The following is a 19,855-nucleotide window of genomic DNA, read 5'->3' on the forward strand; positions in this document are numbered from 1 at the left end:
CTGCCGGGCGGGTCAGTCGCGGTTGGGTACGCGCAAGCTGCACCATCTGATTGAACCGAAGCTACAGGCGGCGGGGATCGCCCTGGGGCGCGATCGTCTATTTGACGTGCTTCGAGAAGCACGGCTGCTGGTGCCACAACGTCTATGCCGCTTGTTGGATCACCGGAGGTAATTTTAGCTTGGGATCGATGACCATCAACTCCACGCCTACACGCTTAATCTGAGCGGAATAGTTGAGGTTCAGGTTGATGCTGGGAAAACGTCGATATAGTTCTTGAATTTCGGGAGCATTGTCATACGTAACCATCCAGCGCTGCTTAATGCTGGGAATAGCTCTGGCGAGATGGACGTGGTCTTCATGGTTGTAGAAGCTGCAGTACAAATCACGCCCCTTGCTGTAATACGGAGGATCGATATTGACTAGGGCATGCTTCGGTAGGCGGGGCAACGCGCTAAGGATGAAGTCTTCAGCATCCATTTTCGTCAGGGACACCTGGTCACGGTACTTAGCGATGCGCTGAATTTTCCGCAGAATCTCGGCTTTATTGAAGCGGCAGTCCATCGGGTAAGCGCTTTCCTGCTTTTTGCCGCCGATTACACCACCCTTGAGGATGCCGGAACGGTTGGTGCGATTCAGAAAGAGCGTAGAGAACCCAAGTTCCAGCTGTCGCGAGCGCCGATTCTGCTGGATGGCCTTTTGCTGATGCCAGACTTCCATCGTGACAGGTGTGGTTTCGATCAACTCGCATAGTTCGTCTGTTTTGCGCAGTACTGATGCCCAAAACGCGTAGATCGACGGATCGATGTCGTTGATGTGGATTTGCGACACATAGCCGTCAAGTAGCAGCTTCCAGGCAATTCCACATCCGCCAGCGAATGGCTCGATATAGGACCCATAGAACAGCTCATTCTCGCGAAGAATTTCTATTACAAAAGGCGCAAGCTGGGTTTTCCCGCCCGGATAGCGTAGGGGGGAGTCAGTGACTGGCATGGCCGCAGACCTTCGTGTGGGACTAAGAATCTAGCCGAAGTGAGCTCACTTGGCCAGCCTGTCAGGCTAAGCCTTTCGCGAGCAGTTCAAGTCCAGGCTCCAAGGTATCCCAGCGTCGATTGATCTCGGCACGAGTAGGGATGGTGCTGCCGTGCACCCAGCTTCCCAGCGAATCAGGCGAGGTGCGCGAATAGCGATCCGAGACCATTCCTTTCAGTGGTTGCAGGGCTGACTTGAGAGCCTTTTGCTCCGCGCTTGAGTGCACTTCCAAGTGCTTGACACAGCGATCAATCACGTTGTGCAAATCTCCCTCCATCCCAAGGCGATGGCGTTTAGCATAGAGCTTAGTCAGTCGTTCAATGAACGCACGCAATAGATAGGCGGCCGCAAAAGAATGCTCGTCGGCGTCAATGCTGCGAAGTTCACGGAACAATCGACTGAGAATGTTGTCAGCGCTGAAGCTATGCCGGAATCCGGAATTTACGATGGATGTACGCTTGTCCGGATTCGAGAGCCGTGGCGCCCTCTTGGTAGCCGATGGTTTGGTGGTCTTAAGAGGTACGGTTTGCGGAAGGCGCGTCTTTGGGGCATGCCCACGGCTGCTCAGATCTTGAGCGTAGGATTTCCAATCTGCTGAACGGGAGCGAGAATGCACTTTAGGCTCTTTGCCGGTCATGCTCTTGGGAAGTGAGTCGACTAGAAACACCCTCAAACCAGTGTCGAACTCATCCTGGGGCACATCCAAATCTAGCGCCTTGTTGGAGGCTAGTCCCAAGGTATGGCGAAATATGGGGTTCCCTAAGTAACGCGTCACGGTCGTGATCGGCAATTCTTCGTACTGCTCTTGAGTAATAAGACCAGCCTTCAATGCGTGATCTATAAGCCCGGCCGCTAACTGGTTGACTGTGGCGCCACCTGCCTTTTCGGCGTGCCGTGCTTTGGCTGCTACACCCCATGGGCGCAGGCCCTTTCCGCCATCCTCGCCGCGGTGACGCATGCTAATCCAAGGCTCGGCATCCTCTTCGCTGTCAAAGAGCACCACTTCGATGCGACTCGGAATCGGCTGTCCCTTCAGCTTGTAGTCCGAAACCTTCTTCTTGAAGGCATCGGGTGCTTTGTCCGGGTCATGTAGCATCTTTAGGGCGCAGACGCGGCGATTGCCCTCGAGGACGATGTACGCGTCTTTAATCGCTGGATGAGCGATGACGCCGATCCGTTCTAGGGGATTCAATGCACCTGCTTGGGCGATACTCTTGGCTACCTCCCCAGCTTTCTCACGACGCAATAGTTGCGCGATGATCTCTGGTTCGTTGTCCATCGCATCGTGTCGGGCGTTTGTGCGGTCCAGTAGCAACTTGCTCACACCGACGGTGATGGTTCTATGCCCCATATTCGAAACTCCCTTGTACTCGAAATAGTCCACGGCGCTGGAGATGGCTCAATTGACGACTAACCTCAACCTGATCGTCCCTTTAAGCTTGCCAATCTTAGATCTTTGGCCTGGCCCTTTACACCAGGCTGACTTTGCCTGTACTTCCCCGCCGCGTAAAGTGCCCCCTAGAGCTCTCTGGTAGCTGGGTTTTGCCGCTTTCCAGATGCTGATTGACCCGGTCCGCTCGCTTCGAGACCTCCTGCATGACAGGCCCAGGTTCTTTGATAGGCCAAGACTGGCCCGAACATGCTGTTATGGAGGGGCACCTCCAGCATCAAAGGAGAGGGGGGGCGTTGCAGCTGGCTCAGCGGGCGTACTGGTCCGTGTGCTGCATTGTGTTTGCCCTAGTTGCATCCTCTTCGCTAGCTCACAGCCGACCAGCGCCGCCGCACTCACACTGTGGTGCGGTGATCGAAAGGGACGCTGCCGCCGGCGGCGCGGCTGGTCGCTGAACAGGCAGGCCGGACGCGATCAAGGTGGACAACGGCAGTGAATTTGCCGGTAAGGTGATGGACCGCTGGACTTGTGAGAACGGCGGGCGCTGGATTTCTCCCGGCTTGGTACGCCGACGGACAATGCGATGGTGGAGCGCTCCAACGGCAAACTGCGGCAGGAGTGCTTGGACGACCATTGATTCTTGTCGCTGGCCGATGCAAGGAGCAAAATCGAAGCGTGGGGGCGCTTCTACATCGAGGAGCACCCCCACAGTGCACTCGCATGGAAAATCCCTGCGGAATTCGCCCGAGAACACGGGTCCCAAGCGAATTCCCCGGCGCCAAAAGAGGGCGAAATCTCTACCAGCTGATGGCCCTGCTATCGGGGGTGGTTCACAAAAACAACGTCTCGGTGGAATTCCAAGAAGCCAAGTTGCTTCGTTGAGAAAATTCCATGCCGAAGCGATGTATCCAACTTCAGACCGAGCCGATCTTGGACTTCGAGCGGTAGGCTGCTAGAAACTAGCAGGCGACCGGTCGACGAAAAGCTTATCCACCCGCGATCAAACAGCAGGTCTGCATGGGGAGCCAGTAGAAGACCGTTCTCCCCATCCACGCGTTCGCTGTGACTGCAGTCCGCCCAGGGCTTGATATGGCTCGCACGGAGAAATCTCAGATCCTCAATGCCGGTGAGCCGGCAGCCCTTCTCAACGCCAATCAGCCGCTCACGGAACAGACGCTGCTTCGTCCGCACTTCGGTTTCGCGCCTTGCGCTGGTCGCGCCGACGTCATCGATCGCGGCATCGATCTCAGCCTGGTCCTTCTCACTTGCCGCAAGGCCCAGCGAGGCTTCCAATGATCTCAACCGGAACACGATCGCAGATCTAAGCTGCCCTTCTCGATCTGGCGTGCCAGGTTGCACGTAGGAGGACTGGCACATGAACCTGCCAAGGTACCGGTAGGGCCGCCCCTTGCCCATCATCTGAAATACCACGAGCGTCTTGCCATCTTTGACGTGCTCGCCGATCGCTCGGTTGCCCGCCACATACTTCATGTCTCCGACTTGACCCTCGCCGAAGTAATGAAAGACTTCGTCGTCGTCCCAAAAGTCATGGTAGCCGTGAGATACGCCGGCCTCGCCAGTGAACGCGATGACTAGCGGATGCTCCTTGGGTGTCGAAATGCCGCCTTGCTGTTGCCCGCCAAATACACCGTGGATCTGCTTTTGACGGTTGTAGAGCGCGCCCACCTCGAATGGGAGTTCCATCCTAGATCCCTGTCCCAGAAGCTAAGTGCCCAGGATTTTAGCCAGAACCAGGTTCCTTGTGTCATTGGTTGACGCGTTTGGCCGCCAGGAGAGGGTGCAGATGGCGGGCTATCGGGACGTAGACCTAGAGCAGCTGTTCTCAGGTGCGCTCAAGTTCCTCCTGCGTCTATCTGGTGAGCCCCAACCATCTTTCCAGCGCTGTAGCTCTATTGCATCGCTTGCGCCCGTAGACATATTGACTATCAGAAGACTCGGCCCAGAGTTGTCCACGAACAGAACGGCATCGCCGCGTACGCTGATATCAAAGAAGCGTCTACTGGAATCATGCTTTCCGATGATGACGCCTTGGCAAGCCAATGCTTCGGCGAAGCTCTCGGCTTCGGCCTGAAACAGGGCAAACTCCGAGTCAGTGAGTCTTGGGTAGTTCTCAAGACTCATTGTGGTGGCTGGCGCGTACGTCCCTCCAATGATCAATCCCGATAGCGCTGCCGTCGTCAGGGCAAGCAAAGTCCGGCTCGGCATAGTGAGGCCAGTGTTGGAGGCTAAAGGCTCAGACAGCGGAGAATGCTTCGGACCGTGCATACGATCCGCGCATTGCATTCGATGTGCGCAGCGAGGCGCGCTCTACTCCCGCACATGCAACCGCTCAGCAACCTGTGCAGTCAGCGCCACACACGCCATCTTCAATCCTTCCATCACCCGATCCCCCAGGTACTCCTCGGGCGCGCCGTTCTGCCGCGTGCGCTCCGCAGCCAGCATCAGCTCCGCCACCACGCGCAGCCCGGCCAACGCGCAATCCGCATCCGCCAGCTGAAGGCAACGCCCAGGCAGTTGATGCCGCTCCGGCCAAGGCTGGCCGTCCGCAGCCGCACCAGTGCCGATGCGATGCAACGTGGCGACGAAGGCGTTGGGATCGATGGACCGTTCGCGGTCGGGTTCGGCGTTGTCCGGATCGTACTGCGCGTGCAGGGAACGGAAGTCCGATGTGTTCATGGCAATGCTCCGTACAGGACAGACAGCAGCGCCACCGATAAAAGTGGCGGACGATGCGAGGCTCGAAAACCGGTCAACAACCAATCCGGCGGGTCCGAAGACCCCCACGCACCGCCCGCCATGGACCGCGAACGGATTGCCAGCCGGCGTCACACGAACGTGACGCCGGCTGACAAGCGCAAACACATGGTTGTTGACCGGGTTTTCGACGCCCGTGCCACCCTGTGTGAGGTGGCATGCCAAGGTGTACTCGCATGGCTGCGAGATGCCAAGAAACCGTAGGCCGCAGAGGCCGCAAATGCTGACGCTTACGGCATTGTTGCATGGCGCACGCGCGACATAACCCTTGCGGTGCAGTGGTTTCGGCCGTTGTTAAGCTACCGCCCGAATGCGCTTCAAAAAGTACGGTTTGCAGCCGTGTAGGATCCCAAAAGCGACACCTAGCCCGCCGAGCTGACACGCGCGGCGTGCCGATTGCGACACAGCTTAACTTTGCACTCCTAAGCCCGACCGAGGCCACAGCGCATCGTCGCGCTCCAGGTCGTAGTCGCTTCCGAACGCCAGCGCCGCCTCGCGTGGCGGCAGGTCTGCGTAGCAGCCCAGCAGGTACTCATCCATGCCGGCGTCGCCATGGTCGATGGCGAACAGGTAGAGAAGCTCCTTGTCGAAGGCTTCCAGCCATGCGGGGTCGAGCTTGGTCACAGTCGTCCTCCCGAAGCACGGGAGGATGACCTGGGGAGGTCTCAGGGGCTGCGACATCTGGCCCCGTGGGAGGTCGCCTCAGCCGGTTGGTCAGCCCATGCGTATGGCGTGGCTCTGCTGTTCTTGCGTACGTGCATCCAGCGCCTGCTGCTCATTCTGGCGGGCGAGCTCGTGCTGATCGCCCACCACAGCCAGTTGCTGCAGCGATTCAGCCACCGGCGTTTGTGCAGCCACGGCAGTGGGCATTCCTGCACGCAGGTGGGCAGGGTCAGATAGGTCGCCTTGTACAACAAAGATGGTGTGACCCGCCGGCTGATTGGCCGTGGCGTTGCTCAGCACCACGTGGTCCACCTGTTCCAGACCCTGCTCGCGTGCCTTCACTGTCAGGCTGGCGACGAGGTTCTCACTGGTCGCGTCGAAGGGGCGGCCGTGCTTCTCGTCCAGTGCAGCGACGCCCTGGCGAATCTGCTGATGGAGCGCGTAGTCCGGACTGCCTGGCTCTATCGCCGCGATGCGGCGTCCTTCCGTAAAGAGAGGCTCGGGTTCCTGCGTAGACACCACGCGTGGGCTCTTGGCGATCTCTCTGTAGGGATCTTCAGGATGAAACTGCTTCGCCTTGACCTCGCGTTCCAAGCGAACCTCGCGGGTCTCATTCAACACGGAAATCTCGGCGGGATCGGTCTCTTTGGTTGTTCTATCGAGTGGGGGGACGCCCACCGTGCGGTTCCAGCTGCCGTCCTTGGGGTCGTAGCTGTGATAGTCGAACTTGGTACCAATCACGTTCGGATCGACGGCGTCGCGCTGCAGGAGCGCTGCGCCCTCGAACTTGCTCAGTTCAACGAAGTAGAAATGCCCGGCCGGCTGCGGCATATCCAGGTGCACGCTGACCGCCGTTTTGCCGGCACGGAATGCTCCGGCAGCGCTGTTGTCCAGCATGTTCTGCCAGACCTTCTCGGCTGCCTGCTCACCGCGTTTGTGCTCCGTGGACACCAGCAGCAAGCGCGGCGTCCAGCAGTTCACATTGAGGTCGTTCTTTTCGAACGAAACATCGTGAGATTTGAGCGTGCTCGTGTAGGGCAGGTTAAGTGCCAGATCGGGCCTGCCGGCCTCCACCCAGCTTCTGCGCTCGGCAAGGTCGTTCCTGATCAGATCCTGGCCGAAGGTCTCTTGCCTGCGTTCGGTGAACGCGACGTTCTTCTCGTTGCCGAACAGCGTGGCCTGTTGCTCGGCAACGGCGGTTGCAAAGCTGTTGGCCACCCGGCCGGGGAGGCTGTCGTTGCGCACAACACCCAACGCCAGCAGGCCGTAGCCATCATTGTCGGGAAGTTGCGCGAGATAGTTCCAATACAGCTCGCGATTTCCCTCCTTCGCGTAGGAGGACAGGACACGAATGTCCTTATCGGTAAGTCCGCTCATGATTCATCCTTGAGATGCGGTTTACGGCTGAACGCGATAGCGGCTCAGAAGATCACGCACGCTGGTTTCCAGACGCTGCCAGTCGCTCAGAATTACGCGTGCATAGTTCATCTCGATTGCGATGCTGTCGCCCACATCCACGATGGAATGGCGGCACATTGCGATCTGGCCTTCTCCGACGCGTTCAAGTGTCTTTCCCTGAGCTACAAGTCCGTCAGGAATGCGATCTGCCGGGTCGCAGCTGATGAACGTTGTCAGTTGCCCCTCCGCCGAGCGGGCCACATACCAGTCTGGCTCCATCCCCGGGTTGTGCACGTAAGGCCTGCCCAGCGCAGCCTCTGACTCCTTCGCATAGGCTTCCATCAACGATGGGTCGATCGCATACGGCGTCAAACCCCAGCGTTCGGGTTGTGCAACGCGTAGCGCAAGATTCTCTACCGGGTCTCTTCGCTCCAGCGACCCCGGCGCGCTGGTGGCCTCACTGCTGGACCGACGTGCCAGATAGTTCTGGATGGGAACGCGATCGATGTACCTAAGCTCGACCAGTACCTGCCGCCGGCTGTCCTGCGTGCTGCGCACCGGGCGATCACCAGGAGGCGCTGCATCGAAATCAGGCCAGAACACAGTGAGCATGACGCCCCCATCGGCCAAGGGGCCCGTCTGGTTGTAGTAGAGGTTGGCCGGGAACGTGAAGCGGTGCGGGCCAAGCCGAGCTTCCACCGGCTGCATTGTGTAGGTCTGTCCGCCCACCGTACGTGGGCTGGTTGCGGTTTCGGACATGGGGGTTCCGTTCGGGTCCTTTTCCGTGGATGGGGCCTTCGCGCAGGCGGTGGTGCTCAGCACGGCCACCAGGGCGAAGGAGGCAAGCCGGCAAGCCGGTGCTCTGCTCATGGGCGATTCCCTTGCATGATCGAAACGACTATAGAACGGTGGGATGGCAAGCTCCAGTCGCAGCCGGGACCGCGGCCACCGCGGGGTCATTACTGCATGCTGGCTCACATATTCGGCAAGTCGCGATCGGCGTCCTCTATTCCTCCACCTGCCCCCCATACCACCTATGCCATCATCCGGCCAGGACCGCAGCACCCATCAAGGCTGAACAGGCATGGAGCAGGCAACACGCTACACCGCAACGCTGTACCTGGCCGCCCCCGGCACCCCGCTGAAGAGCGGGGGCATCTCGCCGCGCGGCCATATGTACCTTCAGGTGGTCGCGGGCGACGAGGCCCACAGCTACGGCTTCGCGCCACCGCGCCACGCGCCGGGCGAAGCCCCCACCGGCGTGCAGTACGCGCAGGTGCGCCACGATGATGCCGACGAACATCTGGACCCGTACTACAGCCGCACCCTGGAAATCACTGAGGAGCATTACGGCTGCCTGCGTGATTTCGCCGAGGAACCGGCCGAGTTCGAATTCGATGTGGATCGCCCGGCCACCATCAACCGTTGCAGCGATTTCGTATGGGCAGCGCTGCATTACGCGGGCCTGCATCCGCTGCCGGCACCGCTGGATGGCGGCAGCAACCTGGGCGAGTTCGCGGTGCTGTTCAACCTGCCGGAAATCCAGTGCATTGCCGCGCCGTTCCCGGGCAGCGACCTGAATGCCGAAACCCATCACGCGATGCCCGAGCGCGAGGCCGAACATCATCGCCAGGGCGACCGCGCCAGCGATGAGCCGCCACCGACGCCGATTGAAGTGGCCGGCACGCTGCTGGACCCCTCGCATCCAGACCATCGCCTGTTCTCGCAGCTGATCCAGAAAGTGGCCGAACTGGATGCCGCGCACGGGCGCCCCTTCGATGCCGCCAGCCAGCGCATCAGTGCCAGCCTGCTGGTGCTGGCCAAGCAGAACAATCTCTCGCGCGTGGACCACGTGCTGCTCAGCCAGCCGACCAAGAGCAGCCATGCGGCGGAGAGCATCTTCATCGTGCAGGGCGACCGCAACGACCCGGGGCACCGCCGGGCCAGCATTGCCACTGAAGTGGCGGCCAAGACGGATGTGGCCGATTCGCTGCGGTTGAAGAAGCAATAGGGGCGAAAGACAATTCCCGCGACTGTTTTGTGCAGGGCCTCTCCGGCCTCGCTATGGTGGGGCTGGGCGGTCATAATTGTCAGAGTTGAATAGGGGGTCTCATGGACAGTAGAGAAAGCGGGACGCCGTGGATCTTGCTTATTGCGGATCGGCAGACCCTTGAAAAGAAAATGCTGAAGGCCGAGATGCATCCATTCTGGGCAGGCTTGACCGGGAACAGCGAGAGAGAGGGCTGGATGGCCGCAGCCGGAAACGCGACCCGATCCGGACTTGGTTTGAACGCGACTGGATGGATGAGCTACTTGGGAAATCCCCTGGCCAGTTATTTGGCTGGCCCTGCGATTGAGGCTGGTGAGAATTCCTACATCGAGCGTTGCTCGAACGAGCTGGCAAGTGTTTCTGACGTCGTACTGCTTGAGCGCATGAATTCGGCGCTCGGTATGTCAGTGCCAGCGGTGCGCGTTGAAGCAGCAGACGCGTTAAGGCTATTCAAGTTCGAGAAATCGCATATCCCTACGAATGGCGAGTTCTACATTCAGCACCCTGTTCGAAAAGACCAGTACATTCTTGCCGTCGAGTTCTCCACAAAGTTCATAGCAGAGAAGCACGCTGCCTTCCAGAAGCTGGCGGCCGCGCTTGGGGCAAAGAGCGTCACCTTGAGGCATGTCAGGACCAAACAAGCGAAGTCGATCTTCGCTGGGAGAGTCCCGATTGAGGAGATCGGTGCTACTGTGGGTATTAACTTTAAGGTTGATAAGAGCGGGAACGTTTCAGAATCTCGCAGCACCACCTACGGACGGCCTTCCAAGTCCCCATTTGTCCCAGAGGAGCTGAGAGATTGGGTTCAATCTGATACTGAGTTGGAAAATATGGCATTCAGTCGGTTGGAGGCGAATGCACTCTCATCTAGAATTAATATTTCGACCTCGAGCAAGCAAGGTCTCGTCGCAGACCTTGTCGCGAAAATGAGCGAAAGGGAGGTGTCGGCCTCTTACAGAAACTCGGATTTGTCGACGACAGTATGGGAATTTGAAGTCGAGTACCATGATCTGAGTTGATCTCAAGGAACGCAGGCCTGTCACCGGTAGTGCCCCCCACCTGCTACCATTCCCCCGCAACCCCAGCCAGCCCACCCCGCGCAGACAGATGCGGGGCGGGCCGTCGCAGTACGGCCCAGCGAGCCAGGACACCTTCCCGTGCCCATTCAAGGACGCTCGCATGTTCCGTAATCCTCTCTTCCGCTCGGCCGCCCTGGCCGTTGCCGTTTCGCTCAGCCTCGGCGTGCCCTTCGCATTCGCCGACAACGCACCCGCCGCCAGCGCCACCGCCGCCGTACAGCGCCAGGCCGTGGCCAAGGGCCTGTACGAGCTGGCCTACAGCCCGAAGCAGAACGCCGTGTTCGTGGCCTCCTCCGGCGGTTTCGGCGATGACGCCGGCCCGGCCCAGGTGCTGCGCCTGAACCCGTCCACGCTGGCTGTGGAAACCCGCATCCCGCTGGAGCGCAAGGCGTTCGGCGTGGTGCTGGATGACGCCCACGACCGCCTGTACGTGGGCAACACCGTGGACCTGTCGGTGACCGTGGTCGACACCGCGCAGAACAAGGCCGTCGGCACCATCCAGTTGATGGAGAAGAAGACCGGCAAGGATGGCAAGGCCGCCTACACCCACGACCTGCGCGAGCTGGTGGTCGACAGCGCGGCCAACCGCCTGTACGTGACCGGCCACAGCAGCCAGCCGGACGTGAGCAGCGTGCTGTTCGTGATCGATACCACCACGCTGAAGGTGATCAACACCATTGATGGCCTGGGCAATGCCAAGGCACCGGGCCTGGCGCTGGATGCGGCCAACAAGCGCGTCTACACCAGCAACCTGCTGGCCGACCTGGTGGTGGTGGGCACCGAGTCGAACAAGGTGGTGGCGCAGCACAGGATCGCCGCCGAGCAGCCGATGAACATCGTGCTGGACCCGGCCGGCAAGCGCCTGTTCGTGACCGACCAGGGCTCGGAATTCCTGCGTGGCTACCAGGCCAAGAGCAGCGGCCTGGTCAGCAAGCATCCGGGCCAGCGCGTGCTGGTGCTGGACCGCAGTACCGGCAAGGAACTGGCCAGCATCCCGACCGATGCCGGCCCGCTGGGCATCCTGCTGGATGCACCGCGCAAGCGCCTGTACGTGACCAACCGCGAAGCCGGTACGGTGACCGCGTACAACAGTGACAGCTACCAGAAGGTGGCGACCTACAAGGTGCCGACCCACCCGAACAGCTTGGCGCTGGATGCGAAGAACAACGTGTTGTTCGTGAGCATCAAGAACGGCGAGAAGGATGACAAGGGCGCTGACGAGAGCGTGGCGCGAATTCAGCTGTAAGCGGTGCCCATGCTGTAGACGCGGGGGCAGGGCGCGATGCGCTGCCCCCTTTTCAAGCTGCAGCGTTTATCCCATCCGCGGCGCGGGATTCTGCATTTCCTGCGCTTGGGTTTCGACCTGCGGCTGCACACCCAGCCCCAGCTTCTGCATCGATTGATCCACCGGCGTCTGCGCCGCCACAGCCGTCGGCATCATCGCGCGCAGGTGCGCCGGATTGGCCGGGTCGCCCTGTACCACGAAGATGTTTTGTCCCGCCGGCTGGTTGGCCGTGGCGTTGCTGACCAGCACGTGGTCGACCTGCTGCAGGCCCTGCTCGCGGGCCAGCACGGTCAGGCTGGCGGTCAGACGCTCGCTGGTCTGGTCGAACGGACGGCCATGCTGCGCGTCCAGGGCAGCCACGCCCTGACGGATCTGCTGGTTGAGGCCGTACTCGGGATGGTTGGGGGTGATCTCTGCCATGGGGCGATCTGCAGCGGTAGGTCGTGATGGACCTGGGCAGTATAGAACCGGTCCGTGAACCACCGCATCGCGGCGATCAGTCCGCCGGCCGATGGTCGTAGCTGATCACCCGCTCGGCCAGCCAGCGCCCGTCCACGCGGCGCCAGACCTGGATGAAACGGGCCTGGCCGGTCCAGCGCTCGACACCTTTTGCATCGCGCTCGTGGAAGCGGTGGTCGCCGATCTCCAGGGCGCGATCGTCGTGCAGCGGAAACACCTGCAGCGAGCTTTCCACCAGCTCGCGGCGCAGGTGGGTGTGGTTGACGCGCGTGCTCTCGCATAGGGCGGCCACGCTGCGGCGGAAGTCGTCGCGCTTGCTGGCGGACTTGCCCGCCTTGTCATGGAAGAACTCCATGTCTTCAGTGGTCATGGCTGCGGCCTTGTCGGCATCGCAGTCGTCGAACGCGGCGGCGAACAGCTGCGCGTCGGCCTGGCGGATCTGCTCGCGCAGGTCATCGGAGGGCGCGGGTGCGGCGGCGAGGCCGGCGGCCAGCAGGGGCAGGGTGAGCAGCAGCATGGCGAGGCTCCAGGGCGGGATTCATGCAGGCTCGCACGGCGCTCCGAGGGCCGCAGCGGCCCTGCGACGAAACGGGATTTCCAGGGAGTGAATGCCCGCATCCATGGATTGGCCGGGTGGCGTGCCCTGTGCAGGTGGTGTCATGGCGACCGGCGATTCCATCACGGCCGCGATAGGGGCCGGCCCATAGCCTGAAATCCTCCCCTTCCACAGGAGCTCCCATGCCTGCTTCCCGCGTCCGCCTGCACGTTGAAGACACCGGTGGCGACGGCCGCCCGGTCATTCTGATTCACGGTTGGCCGCTGTCCGCCGATGCCTGGAAGACGCAGGTGTCGATCCTGCGCGACGCGCAGCACCGGGTGATCAGCTACGACCGGCGTGGCTTCGGCCGTTCTGACAAGCCGGCAGAAGGTTACGACTACGACACACTGGCGGCGGATCTGGCCGGGGTGATCGAGGAGCGTGACCTGCGCGACGTCACCTTGGTCGGCTTCTCGATGGGCGGCGGCGAGGTGGCGCGGTATGTGGCCAATCACGGGCAGGAGCGCCTGCACAGCGTGGTGTTTGCAGCAGCGGTGCCGCCGTTCCTGCTACGCAGCGACGACAACCCGGAAGGCCCGCTGACCGAGGACAAGGCTGACGAAATGCGCAGTGGTCTGGAGAAAGATCGCGAGGCGTTCTTCGATGGCTTCACCCGCGATTTCTTCAGCGCCAATGGCCAGCTGATGGTGACCGAAGAGACGCGTCAGGCGGCCATCGCGCTGTGCCATCAATCCGACCAGACGGCGGCGCTGGGTTGCATGCACGCGTTCGCGACTACCGACTTCCGCGACGATCTGAAGAAGATCACGGTGCCAACCCTGATCCTGCACGGCGACAGCGACGCCATCGTGCCGTTTGAAGGTTCTGGCCAGCGCACGCACCGGGCCATTCCGGGCAGCGAAGTGGTGATCCTGGAAGGCGCACCACATGGGTGCAATACCAGCCATGCGGACCACTTCAATCTGGCACTGCTGAACTTCCTGAAGCGGTAAGCTGCAGCCATGCGCCAGACCAAGACACCCCCGTGGAAGAAGCCCAATCCCAAGGGCCAGACCTCGCAGCCGCTGTCGCCTGCACAGAAAGAGGCGGCGCGGCAGCGGGCGGAAGAGAATGGCCGGCGTTATCCGAATCTGGTGGACAACATGTGGGCCGCGAAGCTGCCGCGCGGGTCCTGATCTGTAGAGTCGAGCCGTGCTCGACCCCGCACGGTGCCCATCCACGCATGGCGTGGATCTACTGCAATAGCAGCCTGGCCTGGCCCGGCATCTACATGCCGTCCAGCGGCGTCCAGCCGGGTTCCAGCCATGGTGAGATCTCGCTCTGGCGGACGGTGATTGCACCCGTCGGCAGCCCCGCCAAGCGCGCAAGCTCTGCACGCAGCAGCTCGGAATCCACCGGCGCGGCCGTAGCCACCTGCAGCCGATCACTCTGATGCCTCACCTGTACCGGTAGCGTGGCGTGCGCGTCATGCTGGCCGCCGGTGCGCCCGATCGGGTAGCGCATTGTTACCGGCCGTGACAGCTGCGCAAGTGCGGGCTGCCACGCCTGCAGCACGAGGGGCTGACCGGCAGCGGGAACATGTACTTCAGCAATCGTGGCCGGGTAGCCCGTAAGGCTCTCGACCAGCACCTGGAAGCGCGCGCCATCCGGCATGACCAGCACGGCGGCAATCAACGCAGAGAACGAAACGAACACCGCCGCGAGGTTCCAGCTGCGCGGCGCGGTGGCCGGGCGCGTTGCGGTGCGCAGGCCCGGTCTGCGCCGCAGCTTGCGCGCGTAGATGCGCCGGTCCTTCCTGCGCGGGCTGCTGCTGTGCTCGGGCAGGTTCAAGGGCACCCGTGGAAGGCGCGCCACGCGGGCCGTGATCAGGCGCGACAGCAGCATCCACGCGATCACGAACGCCAGCAGCGGAAGCAGCGTTCGCACCCACAGATACAGCGTGACCATCCACAACACCTCTACATGCGACCATCCATGCTCATCCACATCCTACCGGGACCACGCGGCGGTTGTCGTATCCGCCAGCCGACAAGCACAGGGCGCTTGGTTAGGATGGTCCTTTGTTGTCACGGATGAACCGATGGTCTCTGCTGCTGCCCGCTTCTGTCGTATCTGTGGTCCTGGCCCGATTCTGCTGGCACTGCAGGTGGTGGCGCTGCTGGCGGTAGCCCTTGCAGCCGGCTTCTTCCACTACCGCGTGGGATTGCTGCTGGAGCCGGTGGATGACGCATGTGGTGGGCCCGATCCTGTCGCGCGCATGCAGGTCGCAGAACAGCTGCTGGCGCGGTCCGCTGCGCTTGCACCATGGCAACCGTTGCAGTGGATTCCGATGGCGGGCGTGGTACTGGCGTTGCTGGGCGCGATGTCGATCAGCGTCTACCGCCTGGGGCGTCTGTCCGAACGCCTGCGACGCGCCAATTTGGGGGTGATGGCCCTGCACGCCGCGATCCTGGCGCTGGCCCTCAGGGCATTGCATCTGTACGACATGGCATGGACCAGCGTGGCCAAGCTGTCTCCGGCCGCATGCTTGGTTGAACTGGGCGAGCAGGGCCGGCTGCCGCTGGCACAGGCGCAGCAGGTGGTGTTCGAGATCCTCACCCATGAGCATGCGCCGCTGCTGCGCAATCCCGATGACCTTGCCCTGGTGCTGGTCGCGTTGATGCTGGTGGCAATGGCTGCAGGATTCATGCTGTGGCGGGCGATCGTGAGGGCCAGGTCTCGGGCTACGTCAGGAGAATGCTAAGGCCTGGAATGCCTGGCATCCGCTTTGATCATTTCATCGGCCTCTCTGCACGACAGGCTCTGGCGCAGATCCTTCCGATCGAGCATATAGACAGGAGAGGACTTTCCCGCAAGCTTCAACTGCAGTGATTCACCGAATGGAATGACCCGACCCAAGGGTTTCGTCCAGACGACGGGCGCGTCGCGCTGTAGCGTTCGGTCAATTAGCGATGCCATTGGCTTGGCCTGAGCATCGATCGCAAGGCGAACACATCCCGCTGTTCCAGTGCTGCCCATGCTCAGGATTGCGCGTGTGATGGGGGCGGACGTAGTGGGAAAGATGCACGCCAGTGAGACCGTCAGTAGTCCTCCCCAGAATGCTTGCCTGACTACACCAAAGTGGCTGCTGCGCACGATTGCCAGAACGGTAGCGAATTGCAGAAGCGCAACAAGCAACGTACTCAGGGCAATAGTCAGGAGAACCATGACTGTGCCGTACCCAGCTCCATCAGCGGCATTGGCGGCTACAAAAGCAACCAGAAACATGGCGAGAACTTGCAGGATGCCCGAAGGAAGATTTGAGAGGATTGAGGAATGCTTGAAGCGATGCCGGTGAGGTCGGCGTATCAGTCGGACACACAGCGTTAGTACCGAAAGACTGGTGAGCGCCCATAGGATCATGATGATTACGGACGCCGTATCATCTGTATTGAAAAGGAGCATCCCTGTGGCCGCGGCGGTGAAGAGCAGCCCTGGCGACCAGAGGAGAAGAAGCCATTGGGGCGAGTTACTTTTCACGAAATTCTGAACTGGCCTTCGAAAGAAAGAGCCGCGGTCCGGAATGATGGCGACGGCCATGAGCCGGCCTCTCTTGCTCTTGGCAGCGCCTTCCATTACCAATGTGCAGATGTAGCCAAGGAATGCGCCGATCACGGCAATCAGCACAATGATGATTGCAAAGAAGAGCGGTATGAATGCTACGAAGTCAGAGGAAAGGACATTGATGGCAATTCGTTCCTGCATGCAGAAGTTCGCGATGGATGCGCCGCAGAGAAATACAATGCCTCCGACAAAGAACGACGTATTCTCGCGGATTGTAGCCGCGATTTCCTTTAGGTCAGTCTGCCAGGAAGATTCGTTTGTTCTGCTTGTTTTGTCCATGAAAACCCTGGTCTGGTTGGCTGAGCATGAATCGTCGTCCAAACAGCCTGTCACGGGAATCAGGGTAATCCCTACAGTTTAGGTGAGGAGAAGCCAATGCGTTGGTTGCTGCGCGCTGTACCGCTACTGCTCTGTTCGCTGGCGGTACACGCCGCCGAGGTGGACCGCCGGATTGCGGTGACCATCGACGACCTGCCCTGGGCGCGGGTGGACGAGATCGTTCCGCCGGATCTTCAGGCGCGGCACGAAGCGCTGATGGCGCAGCTGCACCAGGCGGGTGTGCCGGTAGTTGGCTTCGTCAACGAGAACAAGCTTGAGATCGACGGGCAGGTGCAGCCGGCGCGGATGCAGATGCTGCGCGACTGGCTGGACGCCGGTTATGTGCTGGGCAACCACACCTACTCGCACATGGACCTGAACGCCAAGGGCGTGCCTGCGTTCCAGCAGGATTTCCTGCGTGGCGAGGCGGTGCTGCGGCCGTTGCTGGCCGAGCGCGGGCTCAAGCCTCAGTGGATGCGTCACCCCTATCTGCGTGCCGGGCGCACGCCGGAAGAACGCGCGCAGATGGACGTGTTCTTCAAGCAGCATGGCTACCGCGTGGCACCGGTGACGGTCGACAACGGCGAGTGGGTGTGGGCGTTCGCCTATGCCAACGTGATGAACGAGCAGCCGGATTCCCCGGCGCGCGAGGCGACGCTGGCGCAGCTGCGCAAGGGCTATGTGCCGTACATGCTGAACAAGCTGGACTACTACGAGAAGCAGTCGCAGGCGCTGCTGGGCTACGCGCTGCCGCAGGTCTGGCTGATGCACGCGAATGAACTCAATGCAGCCACGTTTGCCGAACTGGTGGCGGCGACGAAGCGCCGCGGCTATCGCTTCATTTCGCTGGACGAAGCGATGCGTGACCCGGGCTATGCGCGGGGCGCCGAAGGCTACAGCGGTCGCTACGGCCCGAGCTGGCTGCACCGCTGGGCAATGGCGGAGAAGAAACCGAAGGACTTCTACGCCGGTGAACCGGAAGTGCCGAAGTGGGTGATGAAGCTGGCGAAGGTGGACTCGGAATGAGGCTCAGCGCTTGACGGCCAGCACGCCGTCAAGCGCCAGTTCGGCCTTGAACCCCGCCTTTTCCAGGCGCTTGGCCACTTCACGCGGCACGTCGCGGCCGCTGGTCAGCTTGTTCGGCGCGCCGGTGTAGTGGAACAGGCGCCCGCCCTTTCGGATGACGCGGGCGAGGTGGTCGTAGAACACCTGCGAGTACAGTTCGCCGGCGATGCCGAAGCGCGGCGGGTCGTGCAGGATCGCGTCGACGCTGTTGCTGGCCACCTGTTCGATCTGCTGCGAGACATCGCCGTGGCTGAATTGCAGGCGGCCACCAGCCGCAGCCGATTCCGGATCCGGCGACCACGGGTTGAGCGTGCGCAGCCACATCACGTCGGCATTCTTCTCGAACGAACGGATCTGGCCGACGCCGGCCTCCAGCGCGCAGGCGGCGAAGTAGCCCAGGCCACCGCAGGTATCGAGGATGACCTTGCCGGCCGGGGCGACCAGCTCCACCTTGCGACGCGCGTCCTCGAACGGTGACAGCTTGGAGGTCGGCAGCATCTTGATGCCGTCGATCTCGAAGGTCGGTGCGCCCCATTCGGTCGGCACCAGCTTGATCAGCGAACCGCTGTAGCGCGAAATCGGTGCGAAGTCCTCGCCGTCCCAGTAGTACAGCGTGCGGTCCCTCAGCTTGCCCGGCCACGGGTAGGGCTGGCCACGGAAGTGGAAGCCGTCGGCATCCAGCACCACGCTGTCCTCGCTGCGGCCGAGGTCGAGCGAGCCCTGCCAGTCGGCGGCGCCCTTGTCATGGGCACGGCGCAGGGTATCGGCGCTGTCGCGGGTCAGCAGGGGGCCGGTGTAATGGGGCACGGCGGGTACCGGGGCGGTTCGGGGGAGGGCATGGTACCGCAGCTGTTGCCGGGGCCACGTGTGGCTGCTGCAGTAGATCCACGCCATGCGTGGATGTAGACGGGAGGAGCCGAGCGTGGGCTCGGCGCTACCGCTGGCTGGTGCAGCTGTAGCCGTGTGTGGTCCCTTCCCCCGAGAGCATGCCGACGCCACGCGACGGCTGCATGCCTACACGGGCGCACGACCGACGATGGACGTCCTGGGTTTCTGGTGGCTGCCGATCAAAGTCGTAGCGCAGGCTGCCGTCTTCCTGCAGCAGCCAATGCACGGTAACGCGCTCGTGGCGACCATCACCGAGATCCCAGTCCAGGGTGCGCATGATCAGGGTCTGGCCATCGGGCAGCTGCCGGACTTCGTCATAGGCCCCCTGGGTCTTCGGCGAGCTTACCGCAAGCAGCAGAAACAGCAGCATTGGCATCGCTCCTCAGAAGACAGGATGCGCCCATAGTGCCCTGAGCCGCCATCAGAATCATTGCGCCTTACGGGCACTTCACCGCATACACCGGCCCAGCACCGATCAGCATCAACGCCATGTAGTCACTATCGCTGGCCTTGCCCTTCAACGTCGCGTCCTTGTTGAAGTGGAAGATGCCGAAGCCGCCCGCCATGCGGATCAACGCGCTGTCGATCTGCTCGGCGTCATCGCGGAAGTAGCGGCTGGTCTCGCTGCGGGTGGCCTTGTGCAGGGCATTCGGCTCGCGCTGCCACTGGTCGCCGCGGCTGAAGGAGACGAAGTACTGGCCGCCTTCCCTGTCGATGCGGAAGTCGGCCGGTTTGCGCGCGCCGGTGGCGAAGCAGCCCTGCAACGGGTCGGCGCTGAAAGGAAGCCCGGCATCACCACCGCAGGCGGTGAGCAGCAGGAGAGCACCGGGCAGCAGCAGGCGGAGCATGCGCATGGGATGTCCCTACAGGGCAGGTGCGGCTAGTGTAGGCGGCACTCGGGCGTCGCCCGTACAGAAATTCGGCAAGAACAAAGGGGTTTTCGGATGGCGCAGGGGAAGGCACCGTGGTGCGGCATGGCCAGTTGGCTGGGGATCGCTGTGGGTTGGGGAGCCGGCACATTGGCGGCGCAGGCCGCGGTGGCCGCAGGCGGCAATGGCATGGCTGCGGGATTGGGCGTGGGCGTGCTGGGCGCGGCACTGGTGGGCTGCGGCCTGGCGGTGGCCTCGCGCGTGCGCGGCGAGCGCTGGCCGTGGATCGGCATCGGTGGTGCGGTGCTGAGTGCGCTGCCGCTGCTGATGTACCTGCTGCGGATGATGTTGAAGCTCTAGCGGTAGTGCCGGCCGCTGGCCGGCAACTGCAGTTTGGGTCCGAAGCTCATGAGGTTGCCGGCCA

23 protein-coding genes and 1 pseudogene are annotated in these 19,855 nt (G+C 61.8%); 9 read left to right on the plus strand and 15 right to left on the minus strand.

Annotated features, from left to right (window positions below):
• Positions 1–142: 142 nt before the first annotated feature.
• The 3 genes from Q9Q79_RS01975 to Q9Q79_RS01985 all read right to left on the minus strand — a co-directional run bounded on the left by Q9Q79_RS01975 (position 143) and on the right by Q9Q79_RS01985 (position 2,879).
• Entirely contained in the window at positions 143–991 is an 849-nt protein-coding gene (locus tag Q9Q79_RS01975) for a DNA adenine methylase (protein ID WP_180856280.1), read from the minus strand.
• A gap of 61 nt (positions 992–1,052) precedes the next feature.
• Entirely contained in the window at positions 1,053–2,414 is a 1,362-nt protein-coding gene (locus Q9Q79_RS01980; protein WP_201862344.1) for a hypothetical protein, read from the minus strand.
• Positions 2,415–2,675: 261 nt separating this feature from the next.
• Positions 2,676–2,879 carry an ATP-binding protein gene (locus Q9Q79_RS01985; RefSeq protein WP_224481893.1) on the minus strand — a complete coding sequence of 68 codons (204 nt, stop codon included), beginning with the start codon at positions 2,877–2,879 and terminating at the stop codon, positions 2,676–2,678.
• On the opposite strand from Q9Q79_RS01985, the pseudogene Q9Q79_RS01990 reads away from it, so the two are divergent.
• A pseudogene (locus Q9Q79_RS01990) lies at positions 2,879–3,228 on the plus strand (integrase core domain-containing protein); the annotation flags it as partial. The gene Q9Q79_RS01985 and the pseudogene Q9Q79_RS01990 sit on opposite strands and share 1 nt — an antisense overlap.
• 8 nt (positions 3,229–3,236) lie before the next feature.
• On the opposite strand, the gene Q9Q79_RS01995 reads toward Q9Q79_RS01990, so the two are convergent.
• The 5 genes from Q9Q79_RS01995 to Q9Q79_RS02015 all read right to left on the minus strand — a co-directional run bounded on the left by Q9Q79_RS01995 (position 3,237) and on the right by Q9Q79_RS02015 (position 8,126).
• Positions 3,237–4,124: an HNH endonuclease signature motif containing protein gene (locus Q9Q79_RS01995; protein ID WP_076739822.1), complete on the minus strand. Its 888-nt coding sequence runs from the start codon at positions 4,122–4,124 to the stop codon at positions 3,237–3,239.
• Between the two features lie 624 nt (positions 4,125–4,748).
• Positions 4,749–5,117, minus strand: coding sequence for a hypothetical protein (locus Q9Q79_RS02000; RefSeq protein ID WP_071306540.1), 369 nt, complete (start codon positions 5,115–5,117; stop codon positions 4,749–4,751).
• 486 nt (positions 5,118–5,603) lie between these two features.
• Positions 5,604–5,819: a hypothetical protein gene (locus Q9Q79_RS02005; RefSeq protein WP_099479136.1), complete on the minus strand. Its 216-nt coding sequence runs from the start codon at positions 5,817–5,819 to the stop codon at positions 5,604–5,606.
• 90 nt (positions 5,820–5,909) lie between these two features.
• Positions 5,910–7,235: an XVIPCD domain-containing protein gene (locus tag Q9Q79_RS02010; RefSeq protein ID WP_076739819.1), complete on the minus strand. Its 1,326-nt coding sequence runs from the start codon at positions 7,233–7,235 to the stop codon at positions 5,910–5,912.
• A 21-nt stretch (positions 7,236–7,256) separates the two neighbouring features.
• Complete coding sequence (locus Q9Q79_RS02015) at positions 7,257–8,126, minus strand: hypothetical protein (RefSeq protein WP_201862343.1); 870 nt, start codon at positions 8,124–8,126, stop codon at positions 7,257–7,259.
• A gap of 214 nt (positions 8,127–8,340) precedes the next feature.
• Between Q9Q79_RS02015 and Q9Q79_RS02020 the strand changes: the two genes are divergently transcribed.
• The 3 genes from Q9Q79_RS02020 to Q9Q79_RS02030 all read left to right on the plus strand — a co-directional run bounded on the left by Q9Q79_RS02020 (position 8,341) and on the right by Q9Q79_RS02030 (position 11,631).
• A complete protein-coding gene (locus Q9Q79_RS02020) occupies positions 8,341–9,267 on the plus strand; it encodes an XVIPCD domain-containing protein (protein WP_076739817.1) in 927 nt (308 codons plus the stop codon).
• 101 nt (positions 9,268–9,368) lie between these two features.
• The gene (locus tag Q9Q79_RS02025) at positions 9,369–10,325 is read left to right on the plus strand and encodes a hypothetical protein (RefSeq protein ID WP_201862341.1); all 957 of its coding nucleotides are present in this window, start codon (positions 9,369–9,371) and stop codon (positions 10,323–10,325) included.
• A gap of 160 nt (positions 10,326–10,485) precedes the next feature.
• Positions 10,486–11,631 (plus strand): YncE family protein, encoded by a 1,146-nt coding sequence (locus tag Q9Q79_RS02030; protein ID WP_076739363.1) that lies wholly within the window; start codon positions 10,486–10,488, stop codon positions 11,629–11,631.
• 66 nt (positions 11,632–11,697) lie between these two features.
• Here Q9Q79_RS02030 and Q9Q79_RS02035 read toward each other — a convergent pair whose 3' ends face one another.
• Both Q9Q79_RS02035 and Q9Q79_RS02040 read right to left on the minus strand, forming a co-directional pair.
• A complete protein-coding gene (locus Q9Q79_RS02035) occupies positions 11,698–12,090 on the minus strand; it encodes an XVIPCD domain-containing protein (RefSeq protein WP_099531127.1) in 393 nt (130 codons plus the stop codon).
• A gap of 76 nt (positions 12,091–12,166) precedes the next feature.
• Positions 12,167–12,646 carry a DUF4440 domain-containing protein gene (locus tag Q9Q79_RS02040; protein WP_076739365.1) on the minus strand — a complete coding sequence of 160 codons (480 nt, stop codon included), beginning with the start codon at positions 12,644–12,646 and terminating at the stop codon, positions 12,167–12,169.
• Between the two features lie 221 nt (positions 12,647–12,867).
• Here Q9Q79_RS02040 and Q9Q79_RS02045 point away from each other — a divergent pair, with 221 nt between their 5' ends.
• Together Q9Q79_RS02045 and Q9Q79_RS02050 are read left to right on the plus strand one after the other, a co-directional pair.
• On the plus strand, positions 12,868–13,680 hold the full coding sequence (locus Q9Q79_RS02045) for an alpha/beta hydrolase (RefSeq protein ID WP_076739366.1): 813 nt from the start codon (positions 12,868–12,870) through the stop codon (positions 13,678–13,680).
• A gap of 9 nt (positions 13,681–13,689) precedes the next feature.
• Positions 13,690–13,863: a hypothetical protein gene (locus Q9Q79_RS02050; RefSeq protein ID WP_005412082.1), complete on the plus strand. Its 174-nt coding sequence runs from the start codon at positions 13,690–13,692 to the stop codon at positions 13,861–13,863.
• Positions 13,864–13,954: 91 nt separating this feature from the next.
• Here the strand turns inward: Q9Q79_RS02050 and Q9Q79_RS02055 are convergent, their stop codons facing one another.
• Complete coding sequence (locus tag Q9Q79_RS02055) at positions 13,955–14,635, minus strand: hypothetical protein (RefSeq protein ID WP_076739367.1); 681 nt, start codon at positions 14,633–14,635, stop codon at positions 13,955–13,957.
• Positions 14,636–14,768: 133 nt separating this feature from the next.
• On the opposite strand from Q9Q79_RS02055, the gene Q9Q79_RS02060 reads away from it, so the two are divergent.
• Positions 14,769–15,431, plus strand: coding sequence for a hypothetical protein (locus Q9Q79_RS02060; RefSeq protein ID WP_076739368.1), 663 nt, complete (start codon positions 14,769–14,771; stop codon positions 15,429–15,431).
• Here the strand turns inward: Q9Q79_RS02060 and Q9Q79_RS02065 are convergent.
• Entirely contained in the window at positions 15,428–16,570 is a 1,143-nt protein-coding gene (locus Q9Q79_RS02065; protein WP_076739369.1) for a hypothetical protein, read from the minus strand. The genes Q9Q79_RS02060 and Q9Q79_RS02065 overlap by 4 nt on opposite strands.
• 96 nt (positions 16,571–16,666) lie before the next feature.
• Here Q9Q79_RS02065 and Q9Q79_RS02070 point away from each other — a divergent pair, with 96 nt between their 5' ends.
• On the plus strand, positions 16,667–17,635 hold the full coding sequence (locus tag Q9Q79_RS02070) for a polysaccharide deacetylase family protein (RefSeq protein WP_076739370.1): 969 nt from the start codon (positions 16,667–16,669) through the stop codon (positions 17,633–17,635).
• Between the two features lie 3 nt (positions 17,636–17,638).
• Here the strand turns inward: Q9Q79_RS02070 and Q9Q79_RS02075 are convergent, their stop codons facing one another.
• From Q9Q79_RS02075 to Q9Q79_RS02085, 3 genes are all read right to left on the minus strand, one after another.
• Positions 17,639–18,481: an MnmC family methyltransferase gene (locus Q9Q79_RS02075; protein ID WP_201862339.1), complete on the minus strand. Its 843-nt coding sequence runs from the start codon at positions 18,479–18,481 to the stop codon at positions 17,639–17,641.
• Positions 18,482–18,608: 127 nt separating this feature from the next.
• The gene (locus Q9Q79_RS02080) at positions 18,609–18,932 is read right to left on the minus strand and encodes a hypothetical protein (protein ID WP_049417851.1); all 324 of its coding nucleotides are present in this window, start codon (positions 18,930–18,932) and stop codon (positions 18,609–18,611) included.
• A 67-nt stretch (positions 18,933–18,999) separates the two neighbouring features.
• The gene (locus Q9Q79_RS02085; RefSeq protein WP_012478992.1) at positions 19,000–19,416 is read right to left on the minus strand and encodes a hypothetical protein; all 417 of its coding nucleotides are present in this window, start codon (positions 19,414–19,416) and stop codon (positions 19,000–19,002) included.
• Between the two features lie 90 nt (positions 19,417–19,506).
• Between Q9Q79_RS02085 and Q9Q79_RS02090 the strand changes: the two genes are divergently transcribed.
• Positions 19,507–19,791 (plus strand): hypothetical protein, encoded by a 285-nt coding sequence (locus tag Q9Q79_RS02090; RefSeq protein ID WP_012478993.1) that lies wholly within the window; start codon positions 19,507–19,509, stop codon positions 19,789–19,791.
• Positions 19,792–19,855 lie beyond the last annotated feature (64 nt).

Source organism: Stenotrophomonas sp. a6 (assembly GCF_030913325.1).
Lineage (GTDB): Bacteria > Pseudomonadota > Gammaproteobacteria > Xanthomonadales > Xanthomonadaceae > Stenotrophomonas > Stenotrophomonas maltophilia.